The following is a 13747-nucleotide window of genomic DNA, read 5'->3' as shown; positions in this document are numbered from 1 at the left end:
GTAGGAGATGCTTTGGAGCAGGTCAACGGGGACACCCTCGCAGCGGCACGGAAGGTGATCGCTGTGCATATCAACTACCCCAGCCGTGCTGAGCAGCGGGGTCGGACTCCCGCCCAGCCGTCCTACTTTCTCAAGCCGTCGTCGTCGCTTTCCCTGACCGGGAACGCCGTCGAACGTCCCGCGGGCTGCGAGCTCCTCGGCTACGAGGGCGAGATTGCGCTGGTCATCGGCAAGGCAGCACGCCGCGTCGGGATCGATGACGCATGGAGCCACGTCGCCGCCGTCACGGCCAGCAACGACCTGGGCGTGTACGACCTGCGCTGGGCGGACAAAGGCTCCAATCTCCGGTCCAAGGGCGGCGACGGGTTCACACCCGTGGGACCGGCACTGATCCCGGCAGACGCCGTCGACCCCGCCGGCCTGCGGATCCGCACCTGGCACAACGGGCAGCTGGTCCAGGACGACACCACGGAGGACCTTCTCTTCCCGTTCGCCCGCCTGGTCGCCGACCTGTCCCAGCTGCTCACCCTCGAAGAGGGGGACATCATCCTCACCGGCACCCCCGCCGGCGCCTCCGTCGCCAGGCCGGGCGATGTCCTCGAAGTGGAAGTCTCAGCCGGTGGCCTCACCACGGGCCGCCTGGTCACCCGCGTGGAAGAAGGCACGACGCCGTTCGCGGACTTTGGTGCCGGACCGAAGGTTGACGACCTGCAAAGGGAGGAGGCATGGGGTTCACGCGAAGCCGCCGGCCTGCCCGCCGTCGAAGAGACTGAGGCTACGTCCGCCGTCGCGCCTTCCCTCTCCCCCGAGCTGAAAGCCAAACTGGAGAGCGTCGCCACGGCCACCCTCTCGTCGCAGCTGCGCAAACGCGGCCTTAATAACGTCAGCATCGACGGCCTGCAGTCCACCCGCCCGGACCGCCGCGTCGTGGGCCTGGCAAGGACCCTGCGCTACGTCCCCAACCGCGAGGACCTGTTCAAGACCCACGGCGGCGGCTTCAACGCCCAAAAGCAGGCCATCGATTCCGTGAACGAGGGCGAAATCCTCGTCATGGAAGCGCGCGGTGAAAAGGGCACCGGCACCGTGGGCGACATCCTGGCCCTGCGCGCCCAGGTCCGCGGCGCCGCGGCCATCATCACCGACGGCGGCGTCCGCGACTTCACCGCCGTGGCCGGCCTGGACATGCCCACCTATTTCGCCAACCCGCACCCCGCGGTACTGGGCCGCCGCCACATCCCGTGGGACACCGACATCACCATCGCCTGCGGCGGCGCCACCATCCAGCCCGGCGACATCATCGTGGCCGACTCCGACGGCATCCTGGTGATCCCCCCGGCCATCGCCGAAGAACTCGTGGAGGACTGCATCACCCAGGAGCAGGAAGAAACCTTCATTTTCGAGATGGTCAAGCAGGGCAACAGCGTGGACGGCCTCTACCCGATGAACGCTGAATGGCGGAACAGGTACTTGGAGTGGGAAGGAATGGAAGGCAGGGAACCCTCATGACTGAAGCAGTGGCTGAGCTTGCCGCTTCCCCCGGCAGCAAGTCCGAGCAGGCCTACCAGGCTGTCAAAGCCCGGATCATCGAGGGAACCTACACCCCCGGGTACCGGCTGGTCCTGGGCAGCATCGCCAAGGACCTCGGCTTCAGTGTGGTGCCGGTACGGGAGGCCATCCGCCGTTTGGAGGCCGAAGGCCTGGTGACGTTCGAACGCAACGTCGGCGCCACCGTGGCCGGAATCGACCCCACCGAATACCTCTACACCATGCAGACCCTCAGCATCGTGGAAGGCGCCGCCACCGCGTTGTCCGCACCGCTGATCGATTCGGTGGCGATTGCCCGGGCCCGCGCCGTGAACGAGGAGATGCGCGAATGCCTGGAGCACTTTGACCCCGTCCGCTTCACCCGGCTCAACCAGGACTTCCACAGCGTCCTGTTCGAGCACTGCCCCAACCCGCACATCCTGGACCTCGTGCACCGCGGCTGGAACCGGCTCGCAGCACTAAGGTCCTCCACCTTCCGCTTCGTCCCCGGCCGCGCCCACGATTCCGTGGACGAGCACGAGGCACTCCTGAAGCTGATCGAAACCGGAGCCGACGCCGACTCGATCGAAAAGGCAGCCCGCCTGCACCGCTCCGCCACCCTGGACGCCTACCTCGCCCAGGCATCCCCATCCGAACGCAACACGGGGTCAGTAAACGCCCAATATTAGGCCTCCAGTGGGCCAAAAGTGACCCCGCGTTGCTCTCAACCACAGTAAGGACTTCAACGATGACGACCTCTGCAGAAACCGCCAAGCACTACGTACCGCAGGACCTTCCGACCCATATCCAGCACTTCATCAACGGCCAGTTCGTCGACTCCGTGGGCGGCAAGACCTTTGATGTGCTGGACCCAGTATCCAACCGGAACTACGCCACCGCCGCGGCGGGCCAGAAAGAGGACATCGACCTCGCCGTGGCCGCCGCCCGCGGAGCCTTCGTCAACGGCCCGTGGCCGAAGATGAAGCCCCGCGAACGCGCCCGCATTCTCAACAAGATCGCCGACGCCGTCGAGGCCCAGGAAGCCCGGCTCGCCGAACTCGAAACCTTCGACACCGGCCTGCCGATCACCCAGGCCAAGGGTCAGGCACTCCGCGCGGCGGAGAATTTCCGGTTCTTCGCGGACCTGATCGTGGCCCAGTTCGACGACGCCATGAAGGTCCCCGGCTCGCAGATCAACTACGTGAACCGCAAGCCGATCGGCGTCGCGGGCCTGATCACGCCGTGGAACACCCCGTTCATGCTCGAGTCCTGGAAGCTCGCTCCTGCACTGGCGACCGGCAACACCGTGGTCCTCAAGCCCGCCGAATTCACCCCGCTCTCGGCCTCGCTGTGGGCCACCATCTTCAAGGAAGCCGGCCTCCCGGACGGTGTCTTCAACCTGGTCAACGGCCTGGGCGAGGAAGCGGGCGACGCCCTGGTCAAGCACCCGGACGTGCCCCTGATCTCCTTCACCGGCGAGACCACCACCGGCCAGACCATCTTCCGCAACGCCGCAGCCAACCTCAAGGGCCTGTCCATGGAGCTCGGCGGGAAGTCCCCCTGCGTGGTGTTCGCCGACGCCGACCTGGACGCCGCGATCGATTCGGCCCTCTTCGGGGTCTTCTCCCTCAACGGCGAACGCTGCACCGCCGGCTCCCGCATCCTCGTCGAACGGGCGATCTACGACGAGTTCTGCGAGAAGTACGCCGCCCGGGCAAAGAACATCGTGGTCGGTGACCCGCATGATCCCAAGACCCAGGTGGGCGCCCTGGTCCACCCGGAGCACTACGAGAAAGTGGCCTCCTACGTGGAGATCGGCAAGTCCGAGGGCCGGCTCCTGGCCGGCGGCGGCCGCCCCGACCACCTCCCCGAGGGCAACTACATCGCCCCCACTGTGTTCGCCGACGTCGCCCCCGACGCCCGGATCTTCCAGGAGGAAATCTTCGGCCCCGTCGTGGCGATCACCCCGTTCGAGAACGACGACGAAGCCCTCGCCCTGGCCAACAACACCAAATACGGCCTCGCCGCCTACATCTGGACCCAGAACCTGACCCGGGCCCACAACTTCTCCCAGAACGTCGAAGCCGGCATGGTGTGGCTGAACAGCCACAACGTCCGCGACCTGCGCACCCCGTTCGGCGGCGTCAAAGCCTCGGGCCTGGGCCACGAGGGCGGCTACCGCTCCATCGACTTCTACACCGACCAGCAGGCCGTCCACATCACCCTCGGTTCTGTCCACACCCCCAAGTTCGGCAGCATCGAAGCCTCCGCCGCCAACGAAGGCTAGGCTCGGGCACCCACCCCGGCCTGCCGCCGTCGTACTTATTTCAAACCCTTTCAAAGAAGAGAGACCATCATGACCAACTTCGTTCCCACCCCCACTCTCCCGGCACCGGATATCGTCCGCTGCGCCTACATGGACATCGTGGTCACCGACCTCGCCAAATCCCGCGAGTTCTACGTCGACGTCCTGGGCCTGCACGTCACCGAAGAAGACGAGAACGCCATCTACCTGCGCTCCCTGGAGGAGTTCATCCACCACAACCTGGTGCTCCGCAAGGGACCCATCGCCGCCGTCGCCGCGTTCGCCTACCGGGTGAAGTCCCCCGCTGAAGTGGACGCCGCCGAGGCCTACTACCGCGAGCTCGGCTGCCGGGTTGAGCGCCGCAAGGAAGGCTTCACCAAGGGCGTCGGCGACTCGGTCCGCGTCGAGGACCCCCTGGGCTTCCCGTACGAGTTCTTCTACGACGTGGAGCACGTGGAGCGCCTCACCCAGCGCTACGACCTCTACTCCGCCGGGGAACTGGTCCGCCTGGACCACTTCAACCAGGTCACCCCCGACGTCCCCCGCGGCCGCGCCTACCTCGAAGACCTCGGCTTCCGCGTCTCCGAAGACATCAAGGACTCCGACGGCGTCACTTACGCCGCGTGGATGCACCGCAAACAGACCGTCCACGACACCGCCCTCACCGGCGGCAACGGACCGCGCATGCACCACGTCGCGTTCGCCACCCACGAGAAGCACAACATCATCCAGATCTGCGACAAGATGGGCGCCCTGCGCATCAGCGACCGGATCGAACGCGGCCCCGGCCGGCACGGCGTGTCAAACGCGTTCTACCTCTACATCCTGGACCCGGACGGCCACCGCATCGAGATCTACACCCAGGACTACTACACCGGGGACCCCGACAACCCCACCATCACCTGGGACGTCCACGACAACCAGCGCCGCGACTGGTGGGGCAACCCCGTGGTCCCCTCCTGGTACACCGAAGCGTCCCTCGTCCTGGACCTCGACGGCAACCCCCAGCCAGTCATCGAACGCGAGGAAAAGTCCGAAATGGCCGTCACCGTCGGCGCCGACGGCTTCTCCTACACCCGGCCCAGCGAAGCAGCCGGGGCTGAGGGCTTCAAGCTGGGAGCACAGCTGTAGCCATGCTGGATGCCAAGACAATTGAGGCCATAGCGGACGAACTGCTGGAAGCCGGGCGCACCCGCACCCCGGTTCCGCGGCTGACGGCCCGCTACCCGCACATGACGGTGGAGGACTCGTACGCGGTGCAGCAGTTGTGGCGGCGCCGGAACGAGGAAGCCGGCCGGACCCTGGTGGGCCGCAAGATCGGCCTCACGTCCAAGGCCATGCAGGACGCCACGGGCATCACCGAACCGGACTACGGCGCCATCTTCGATGACATGGTCCTCGAAACCGGCTGCTCGGTGGAGTGGGACCAGTACACCCACCCCCGGGTTGAGGTGGAGCTGGCGTTCGTGCTCAAGGACGGTCTGAAGGGCCCGGGTGTCACCATCTTTGATGTCCTGAAGGCCACCGACTACGTGGTCCCGGCCCTCGAGATCCTCGACTCGCGGATTGAGATGGAGGGCCGGACCATCGTGGACACCATTTCGGACAACGCTGCCATGGGCGCCATGGTGATCGGCGGCCGCCCCGTGAAACCGGACGCGGTGGACCTCCGCTGGGTTTCGGCCATCCTGTACAAAAACCAGACCGTGGAGGAAACCGGCGTGGCCGCCGGCGTCCTGGACCACCCTGCGAACGGGGTGCACTGGCTGGCCAACAAAATCGCCGCCCACGGCGACTCACTGAAGGCCGGTGACATCATCCTGGCCGGGTCCTTCACCCGCCCGCTCTGGGTCTACAAGGGTGATACCGTCCACGCCGATTACGGACCTTTAGGGAGTGTCACATGCCGTTTCCAGTAGAAAACACCTTCCGCGACGCCCTCGCCGCGCAAACAGGTAAAGCAGGCCGGCCCCTGGCCGGGATGTGGGTCTGCTCCGGCAGCCCTCTGATCGCCGAACTCTGCGCCGGATCCGGGCTGGACTGGCTCCTGGTGGACGCCGAACACAGCCCCAACGGCCTCGAATCCATCCTCGCCCAACTCCAAGCCATCCACGGCTACCCCGTCCACACCCTGGTAAGGCCGCCCGTCAACGACACCGTGCTGATCAAGCAGTACCTGGACCTGGGCGTGCAGAACCTGCTCATCCCCATGGTGAATTCCGTGGCCGAGGCTGAGGCTGCCGTGGCGGCCACCCGCTACCCGCCCCATGGCGTGCGGGGCGTCGGTTCGGCACTGGCCCGCGCCGCCCGCTGGAACCGGGTCCCGGACTACCTCGCCCGCGCCAGTGACACGATCAGCGTCACCGTCCAGATTGAATCGACGGCGGCAGTGGAGTCGGTGGCGGACATCCTGAAGGTGGACGGCGTGGACGCCATCTTCGTGGGACCTTCCGACCTCGCCGCCTCCATGGGCCTGCTGGGACAGCAGGAACACCCCGAGGTGCGCGCCGCCGTCGAACACTGCCTCGCCGCCGCCAAAGCCGCCGGTAAACCGGCCGGCGTCAACGCCTTCAACCCCGACACCGCCCGCCATTACCTCGAGAACGGCGCCAACTTCATCCTGGTGGGGGCCGACGTCGCCCTCCTCGCCAGAGGCTCCGAAGCCCTCGCCAAGCAGTTCATCCAGCCCGCTGACGGCGGCACCCCCGCCAGCTACTGACGCCACCGCTTCCGAGCAGCGTAGGCGGGAAGGCGTCCGACGGCGTCACGCAGGGCATGCTTTCGGCCCACCTCGGCTGCGGGATCCCGGAAATCCGGGGTCCCGCCGTGGCGCGTCCCGCGAAAACATGCCTGGCGTGACACGGCGTTCGCTCCCGGACAAGGGCTCTGCGCACAAACACAAGAACCCACGGCAGGCGGTCACCCAGACTGGGAGCAACCCGCCGGCCATCCGGCAAGCGCCTGACTACTCGAAGTGGAGTACCCCATGGAAACTTACGATGCCCTTCTGGCGTCCATATCTCCCGCATCCGGCACCGGCCGTACCATCCTGGACCCGGCCACCGGTGAAGCCGTGGGCGAGGCACCCATCCACTCCCTGGAAGACCTCGAACAGGCGATTACCGCAGCCCAGGCAGCCCAGCCCGCCTGGGCTGCCTTGGGACACGACGCCCGGTCCGCCGCACTCCTGAAGGCAGCCGACGCCGTCGAACGCTCCGCCGAAGAGCTCGCCCGCCTGCTCTCCCGCGAGCAGGGCAAACCCCTCAACGGCCCCAACGCCCGCTTCGAAGTGGGCGCCTGCGCCGCCTGGCTGCGCGTCGCCGCCACCACCCCTATGGAACCGGAGACGGTGGTGGACGACGGCGAAACCCACGCCGAGCTGCACTACAAGCCCATCGGCGTCGTGGGCGCCATTGGCCCGTGGAACTGGCCCATGATGATCACCGTCTGGCAGATCGCACCTGCCCTGCGCATGGGCAACGCCGTGGTGGTCAAGCCCTCCGAGTACACACCACTCAGTGTCCTGGCACTCGCGAAGGTCATCAACGAAGAACTGCCCGAAGGACTCCTCACGGTCGTCAGCGGAGGACGCGACGTTGGCGCCCGGCTGGCCGAACACCGAGCCATCGGCAAGATCATGTTCACGGGATCCACAGCCACCGGCAAGGCCATCATCAAATCCTCCGCGGACACCGTGAAGCGCCTCACCCTGGAACTGGGCGGAAACGACGCCGGCATCGTCCTCCCCGACGCCGACCCCACAGCCATCGCACAGGACCTCTTTTGGGGCGCGTTCATCAACACCGGCCAGACCTGCGCCGCCCTCAAGCGGCTTTACGTCCACACCGATATCTACGGCGCCGTCTGTGAAGAACTCGCGAAGGTCGCCGCAGCCATGCCCATGGGCAACGGCCTGGACGAAAACAACGTCCTGGGACCGCTGCAGAACAAGGCACAATACGACGTCGTCGCGAACCTCGTGGAGGCGGCCCGCGAGGCCGGGGCCAGGATCCTTCTCGGCGGAAACCCTGACACCAGCCAGCCCGGCTACTTCTACCCCACGACCCTCGTGGCGGACATCGACAACAACAATCCGCTCGTGACTGAGGAACAGTTCGGCCCCGCCCTGCCCATCATCCGCTACGACACAGTGGACGAAGCCGTGGAGAAGGCGAACGCGCTCGACGTCGGACTGGGTGCCTCCGTCTGGTCCGCCAACCGCGACACTGCCCGCGAAGTTGCAGCACGCCTCCAGGCCGGCACCGTCTGGATCAACAAGCACGGCGCAGTGGACCCGCGGATCCCGTTCGGCGGCGCCAAACAGTCCGGCTACGGCCTCGAGTTCGGCGTCGAAGGCCTCAAAGCCCTCGGCGTGCCGCAGGTTATCAACGGCTGAACCCCTGCCGCCGCCCCATGGGCTAATCCAGCCGGCTTACCCCATGGCAGGGGCGGCGGCGGTCCGGCCCGAAAGCTGGCGGCGGGCCCAGCGGGCGAGCTTCTTGCCCTTGCCCTTCCACCAGTTGTCCTCATCCTTGTCGTGATGCAGGCGGAAAATGATGGCCATCAGCACGAACATCCCCATCACCACATCAATCCAGGACGCGAGCACCAGGGCAATCAGGACCGTCACACCGTTGGCAATGATGGAAGGAACGGCAAGTGTCCGGAAAACCGTGCTCGCCACATATCGCCGGTGGGACCGCGGCACGGACAGGGCACGCACCATGTCGAAGCACACGCACACCACCACCACCGTCTGGCCGAGTGCCAGCAGGATCTGGCCCGGGATCGAGCCGCTGAATGCTGCCACGGCTTCCATGCCCGGGCTCACGGCCGGGCCTTGCTTTGAGAACCAAACATAAAAACCCCCAGAAACGTGGAACCACTGCTGCTGATCCAGCGGCAGTGGTTCCATTCAAGTTTCCGGGGGTAAAAGCGTCACGAGTAGTGGGTACTCGAATTTCAGCCGGCACGTATAAAGCGGTACCTACTGGCCAATCGCCCGCGGCCGCCAGAGCACCATGGCCTGGGACCGTGGCCGGGGGCGCTGCCCGCGGGCCAGGCTGACCACGTCTCCCGCAGCGCCTGCCGCGAAGATCCGGGAATCGAATGGCTGTGGGCGGCGGCTGAGTTCCTCGGAGAGTTCCGAGACCCGGCGCTGCAGGGCTGCTACCTGGTTTTCGAGTTCCAGGATCCGTTTGATGCCTTCGAGTGAGACGCCTTCCTGGGAAAGCCGCTGCACCTCGCGCAGCATGTTGACATCCCGCTGGGAGTACCGGCGGGACTTGCCAGGCGCGCGGCTGGGCGAAACGATGCCCAGCCGGTCGTACTGGCGGAGCGTCTGGGGGTGCATGTCCGCCAGTTCAGCCGCTACCGAGATGACAAAGATCGGCTGGTCTGAGTTGATGTTCGCGGCGTTGATGTCCACGGCTCACCCCGTTGCTATAGCCGGGCCTTGGCGGCCAGGCCCTCTCGGACGTCGGCATCGGCGGTGGCCTCAGCAAACGCCTTGACCGCGGCTTCGGCGTCCTTGTTCAGGTTCTTGGGGACCGCGACGTCGATGGTCACCAGCAGGTCGCCGGTCCCCTTGGACGTCTTCACGCCTTTGCCCTTCACCCGCAGGGTACGGCCCGACGGCGTCCCCGCCGGTACGCGGACCCGCACCTTTTCGCCCTCGATGGTGGGCACTTCGATGTCGGCGCCCAGGGCAGCTTCCGGGAAGGTGACCGGGACGTGGATGCGGAGGTTGTCGCCGTCGCGCGTGTAGAACGCGTGTGGCTGGACCGAGACGGTCACCACCAGGTCGCCGTTGCCGGCAGGACCGGGCTGGCCCTTGCCGCGTACCCGGACCTTCTGGCCGTCCTTGATGCCGGCAGGGACGCGGACGTCGATGACGTCGCCGCTGGGCTCGCGCAGGCCGATGGTGGTGCCGCGGATGGATCCGGCAAACGAGATGCTGGTGGAGGCGGTCCGGTCAGCACCCTTCTGCGGGGCGCGCTGGAAGCCGGGAGAGCCACCGAAGCCGCCGCCGAACAGGTCGGCGAACTCGGGTGGAATGCCGCCGGCGGACGGGTTGAAGCCGCCCGCGTGCCTGCCGGTGTTGCCCGTGAAGAGGCCGCCGAACAGGTCCTCGAACCCGCCGTTGCCTCCGCCGGCACCTCCGGGGGCGAAGCGGGCTCCCCCGCCCATCGCCCGGATGGCGTCATACTGCTGCCGCTCGTCGGGATCGGAAAGTACGGAGTAAGCCTCGGAGATGTCCTTGAACTTCTTCTCGGAAGCAGTGTTCCCCGAGTTGGTATCAGGGTGGTGCTGCCGCGCAAGCTTCCGGTAGGCCTTCTTGATGTCGGCATCGGAAGCGTCCTTGGCAACACCAAGGATCTTATAAAAGTCCTTGTCCACCCAATCCTGGCTAGCCAATGGCGTTTCCTTTCTCGTTCAAACCTTTAGTCCACGGCGCCGTTACGCTCCGCTGGATAGGGGGCCGTGCCCGCTCCGCGGTGCCCGCCACGCCGCGGCCCCCTATCCAGCTGCGCGCTGCGGTCATCTCACCTTAGGCGAGATGACCGCTGAGCGACGGACGGATAAGGGGCCCGGGAGTGGCATCGGGCCTGCCGGAGCCGGGTGGCTAAGGATCGCAGATCCTCAGCCACCCGGCGCAGGGGCGGGGCCCCTTATCCGTTCGGCGCGGTCCCAGCGGAGGCGTAGCGCCGGAAGTACCCCGACTAAGCCGGAACAGCCACAATCACTTGTGCCGCGCGGAGGACGCGGTCGCCTGACTTGTAGCCGGACCGGAGCACCTGGCTGACGGTGTCGACTTCAAGGTCCTCGCCGGGCTGCTGGATGAGGGCCTCGTGGATGTTCGGATCAAACTCCACGCCGGTCTCATCGATCCGTACCAGGCCGTAGGTCTTCAGCGCGTTCTCCAGCTTGGTGGCGATCGCGGCGAACGGTCCGTCCGTGAGGTCACCGTGCTGGCGGGCGGCGTCGATATCGTCCAGGACCGGCAGCAGCGAGTTCAGGACACCGATGACGGCCATCTCCCCTGCCACCGCCCGGTCGCGTTCAACGCGCTTGCGGTAGTTGACGTACTCGGCCTGCAGGCGGAGGAGGTCGTTCTTCAGCTCGGCTGCCTCGGCGCTGGTTGAGCCTGCGGGAACACCCTGGGCCACGGATTCCTCAGCCGGCACGTCGACGCCGTTGAGGATTTCCTCAGCCTGGGCCAGCGCATCGCCGTCGGAGTCCTCGGAACCGGTACCGGGGGCAGACTGGCTGCCCTCAGCGTGACCGCCCTCGGGGTGCCGGGCCTGGCCGGTCACCGGGTCAACCTTGCGGTTGTCCCGGATGACCGGTTCCTGGTGGCCGTTGCCCTGCTGCTCCGCGCGCTCCTGGCTTGTGGATGAGTTGTGCTCTTCCTCGTTACCGTGATGCGGCATGGTTACTTCTTCGCTTCGTCTTCGTCGATGATTTCGGCATCGACGATATCTTCGTCGGCCTTGTCACCTGCAGCACCACCGGCAGCGCCTTCAGCACCTGCAGAAGCACCGGCACCGTCCGGCGAACCGGCCTGGGCGTAAATGGCCTCGCCCAGCTTGGTCTGCGATGCCTGCAGCTTCTCGAAGGCGGACTTCACCGCGGCGTCGTCGGTGCCTTCGAGGGCCTTCTTGAGGTCGTCGACGTCGGTCTGGACCTCGGTCTTGACCTCTTCAGGCAGCTTGTCGGCGTTGTCGGCGATCAGCTTGTCTACGGAGTAGGCGAGCTGCTCGGCGGAGTTGCGGGTGTCGGTAGCCTCGCGGCGGGCCTTGTCCTCGGCAGCGTGCTCCTCGGCGTCACGGACCATACGGTCGATGTCTTCCTTGGAGAGCGCGGTGCCGCCGGTGATGGTCATGGACTGTTCCTTGCCGGTGCCCTTGTCCTTCGCGGAGACGTGGACGATGCCGTTGGCGTCGATGTCGAACGTGACCTCAACCTGGGGAACGCCGCGCGGAGCCGGGGCGATGCCGGTCAGCTCGAACGTGCCCAGCGGCTTGTTGTCGCGGGTGAATTCGCGTTCGCCCTGGAAGACCTGGATGGCCACGGACGGCTGGTTGTCGTCAGCGGTGGTGAAGGTCTCGGACCGCTTGGTGGGGATGGCGGTGTTGCGCTCGATCAGGTGCGTCATCACGCCACCCTTGGTTTCGATGCCGAGGGACAGCGGTGTGACGTCGATCAGCAGGACGTCCTTGCGCTCACCCTTCAGCACGCCGGCCTGCAGGGCTGCGCCAACGGCCACAACCTCATCGGGGTTCACGCCCTTGTTCGGCTCCTTGCCGCCGGCCAGTTCCTTGACCAGTTCTGAGACGGCGGGCATACGGGTGGAGCCACCGACGAGCACGATGTGGTTGATGTCGGAGAGCTTGATGCCGGCTTCCTTGATCACATCGTGGAACGGCTTCTTGGTGCGCTCCAGCAGGTCCTTGGTGAGGTCCTGGAACTTGGCGCGGGTCAGCTGCTCGTCCAGGTGGACCGGGCCGTCGGGGGTGACGGACAGGTACTGGAGCGAGACGTTGGTGCTGGTGGAGGAAGAGAGTTCCTTCTTGGCCTGCTCAGCTGCTTCGCGGAGGCGCTGCAGGGCAATCTTGTCCTTGGACAGGTCGATGCCCTTGACCTTGAGCTGGTTCAGCAGGTAGTCAACAACACGCTGGTCCCAGTCGTCGCCGCCGAGACGGTTGTCACCGGCGGTGGCCCGCACCTGGATGGTGGAGAAGTTGTCTTCGTCCTTGCCGACTTCCAGCAGGGAGACGTCGAAGGTACCGCCACCGAGGTCGAAGACCAGGATGAGTTCGTCTTCCTTGCCCTTGTCCAGGCCGTAGGCGAGAGCCGCCGCGGTGGGCTCGTTGACGATGCGCAGGACGTTCAGGCCTGCGATTTCGCCGGCTTCCTTGGTGGCCTGGCGCTCGGCGTCGTTGAAGTACGCCGGAACGGTGATCACAGCGTCGGTGACCTTTTCACCCAGGTAGGACTCGGCGTCGTTCTTCAGCTTCATGAGGATACGCGCGGAAATTTCCTGCGGGGTGTACTTCTTGCCATCGATGTCCACCTTCCAGTCAGTGCCCATGTGGCGCTTGACCGAAGCGATGGTTCGCTCGATGTTGTTGACGGCCTGGCGCTTGGCGATCTCGCCGACCAGGACCTCGCCCGACTTGGAGAATGCAACGACGGACGGCGTGGTGCGGCCACCCTCGGCGTTGGCAATAACGGTGGGCTCGCCACCTTCGAGAACGGAGACGACGGAGTTGGTGGTTCCGAGGTCAATACCTACTGCACGTGACATGTGTTGCTTCCTTCTTTCCTTGGAAACTTGCTGGCGCCCCGATGATTGAGCGTTCTGCACTCAACTTTACTCAGGGCGCCAGCGATGTCAATCCAAGTTGAGTGAAGTACGCTCAACTTTGATTTAGGCAGGAAATCGGAAGGGTATCTTTTCCTTGAAATTCCGGGGTTAACGGACGACGGCGGTCCTCCGTTCGCTCTTGGAGAACCGCGCCGCCGGGGTGCTTTAGTGCTGGGTTGCCTGCCGCTGTTACCGTTCGCTGTCAGTGTCGCCATGCAGGGGGCCGCGTTCCTCGGCAGTGGTGTTGACCTGCCCGTCGGTGAGCCGCTCGCGGACAGCATCCGCTTCATGGGCAGCACCGGCAGTACCGGCATCGCCATAGTCCCCATCCGGGTATTCGGCATCCTGAAGGTTCCCGGCAGGCTCGCCCACAGTGCCGGCGTCCCCGTAGTCGCCGTCCACATACTGCCCGCCCTCGCCTTCCAGGCCGGGGGCCGTGCTTCCCCTGCGGGCCTCCTCGCCGGGGACTTCCGGGTTCTCAGTCATGGTGCATCTCTCCTCTGAGTTGCGCGTCCATGCGGGCGCACTTGCAGTCTAATCAGCGCGAA

13 protein-coding genes are annotated in these 13747 nt (G+C 65.9%); 7 read left to right on the top strand and 6 right to left on the bottom strand.

The features are described from left to right. The first annotated feature begins 12 nt into the window (after positions 1 to 12). The 7 genes from QRN11_RS04345 (at position 13) to QRN11_RS04315 (ending at position 8225) form a co-directional block, all read left to right on the top strand. Positions 13 to 1506, top strand: a complete 1494-nt coding sequence (locus QRN11_RS04345) for a fumarylacetoacetate hydrolase family protein (RefSeq protein ID WP_285250017.1) — start codon at positions 13 to 15, stop codon at positions 1504 to 1506. Continuing rightward, on the top strand, positions 1503 to 2213 hold the full coding sequence (locus tag QRN11_RS04340) for a GntR family transcriptional regulator (protein ID WP_285250016.1): 711 nt from the start codon (positions 1503 to 1505) through the stop codon (positions 2211 to 2213). Before QRN11_RS04345 ends, QRN11_RS04340 begins: the two co-directional genes overlap by 4 nt. Positions 2214 to 2272: 59 nt before the next feature. After that, positions 2273 to 3811, top strand: a complete 1539-nt coding sequence (gene hpaE, locus QRN11_RS04335) for a 5-carboxymethyl-2-hydroxymuconate semialdehyde dehydrogenase (RefSeq protein WP_285250015.1) — start codon at positions 2273 to 2275, stop codon at positions 3809 to 3811. A gap of 69 nt (positions 3812 to 3880) precedes the next feature. Continuing rightward, positions 3881 to 4960: a 3,4-dihydroxyphenylacetate 2,3-dioxygenase gene (gene hpaD / locus QRN11_RS04330; protein WP_285250014.1), complete on the top strand. Its 1080-nt coding sequence runs from the start codon at positions 3881 to 3883 to the stop codon at positions 4958 to 4960. A 2-nt stretch (positions 4961 to 4962) separates the two neighbouring features. Beyond that, positions 4963 to 5748 carry a 2-oxo-hept-4-ene-1,7-dioate hydratase gene (gene hpaH, locus QRN11_RS04325; RefSeq protein WP_142063423.1) on the top strand — a complete coding sequence of 262 codons (786 nt, stop codon included), beginning with the start codon at positions 4963 to 4965 and terminating at the stop codon, positions 5746 to 5748. After that, complete coding sequence (locus QRN11_RS04320; RefSeq protein WP_285250013.1) at positions 5733 to 6548, top strand: HpcH/HpaI aldolase family protein; 816 nt, start codon at positions 5733 to 5735, stop codon at positions 6546 to 6548. Before hpaH ends, QRN11_RS04320 begins: the two co-directional genes overlap by 16 nt. Before the next feature lie 267 nt (positions 6549 to 6815). Further along, the gene (locus QRN11_RS04315) at positions 6816 to 8225 is read left to right on the top strand and encodes an aldehyde dehydrogenase family protein (protein ID WP_285250012.1); all 1410 of its coding nucleotides are present in this window, start codon (positions 6816 to 6818) and stop codon (positions 8223 to 8225) included. Between the two features lie 36 nt (positions 8226 to 8261). Here the strand turns inward: QRN11_RS04315 and QRN11_RS04310 are convergent, their stop codons facing one another. From QRN11_RS04310 to QRN11_RS04285, 6 genes are all read right to left on the bottom strand, one after another. After that, entirely contained in the window at positions 8262 to 8648 is a 387-nt protein-coding gene (locus tag QRN11_RS04310; protein WP_091424007.1) for a hypothetical protein, read from the bottom strand. A gap of 168 nt (positions 8649 to 8816) precedes the next feature. After that, positions 8817 to 9251: a heat shock protein transcriptional repressor HspR gene (locus tag QRN11_RS04305; protein ID WP_091424010.1), complete on the bottom strand. Its 435-nt coding sequence runs from the start codon at positions 9249 to 9251 to the stop codon at positions 8817 to 8819. 20 nt (positions 9252 to 9271) lie between these two features. Next, a complete protein-coding gene (locus QRN11_RS04300) occupies positions 9272 to 10246 on the bottom strand; it encodes a DnaJ C-terminal domain-containing protein (RefSeq protein WP_285250011.1) in 975 nt (324 codons plus the stop codon). Positions 10247 to 10551: 305 nt separating this feature from the next. Further along, a complete protein-coding gene (locus QRN11_RS04295) occupies positions 10552 to 11262 on the bottom strand; it encodes a nucleotide exchange factor GrpE (protein WP_285250010.1) in 711 nt (236 codons plus the stop codon). Between the two features lie 2 nt (positions 11263 to 11264). Beyond that, positions 11265 to 13139: a molecular chaperone DnaK gene (gene dnaK, locus QRN11_RS04290; RefSeq protein ID WP_091423953.1), complete on the bottom strand. Its 1875-nt coding sequence runs from the start codon at positions 13137 to 13139 to the stop codon at positions 11265 to 11267. Positions 13140 to 13388: 249 nt separating this feature from the next. Next, positions 13389 to 13685 (bottom strand): hypothetical protein, encoded by a 297-nt coding sequence (locus QRN11_RS04285; RefSeq protein WP_142063411.1) that lies wholly within the window; start codon positions 13683 to 13685, stop codon positions 13389 to 13391. Positions 13686 to 13747 lie beyond the last annotated feature (62 nt).

Origin of the sequence: Pseudarthrobacter sp. fls2-241-R2A-168 (assembly GCF_030209335.1) — a bacterium.
Taxonomy (GTDB): Bacteria; Actinomycetota; Actinomycetes; order Actinomycetales; family Micrococcaceae; genus Arthrobacter.
The sequence above is the reverse complement of the archived record's forward strand: the minus strand, read 5'-3'. Positions and strand labels throughout refer to the sequence as shown.

Bases quoted from the DNA above. Each gene is read 5' to 3' on its own strand.
- QRN11_RS04295 (WP_285250010.1), bottom strand. From the start codon at position 11,262: ATGCCGCATCACGGTAACGAGGAAGAGCACAACTCATCCACAAGCCAG.
- QRN11_RS04285 (WP_142063411.1), bottom strand. From the start codon at position 13,685: ATGACTGAGAACCCGGAAGTCCCCGGCGAGGAGGCCCGCAGGGGAAGC.
- hpaE (WP_285250015.1), top strand. From the start codon at position 2,273: ATGACGACCTCTGCAGAAACCGCCAAGCACTACGTACCGCAGGACCTT.
- hpaD (WP_285250014.1), top strand. From the start codon at position 3,881: ATGACCAACTTCGTTCCCACCCCCACTCTCCCGGCACCGGATATCGTC.
- QRN11_RS04315 (WP_285250012.1), top strand. From the start codon at position 6,816: ATGGAAACTTACGATGCCCTTCTGGCGTCCATATCTCCCGCATCCGGC.
- QRN11_RS04320 (WP_285250013.1), top strand. From the start codon at position 5,733: ATGCCGTTTCCAGTAGAAAACACCTTCCGCGACGCCCTCGCCGCGCAA.
- dnaK (WP_091423953.1), bottom strand. From the start codon at position 13,139: ATGTCACGTGCAGTAGGTATTGACCTCGGAACCACCAACTCCGTCGTC.
- QRN11_RS04340 (WP_285250016.1), top strand. From the start codon at position 1,503: ATGACTGAAGCAGTGGCTGAGCTTGCCGCTTCCCCCGGCAGCAAGTCC.
- QRN11_RS04310 (WP_091424007.1), bottom strand. From the start codon at position 8,648: ATGGAAGCCGTGGCAGCATTCAGCGGCTCGATCCCGGGCCAGATCCTG.
- hpaH (WP_142063423.1), top strand. From the start codon at position 4,963: ATGCTGGATGCCAAGACAATTGAGGCCATAGCGGACGAACTGCTGGAA.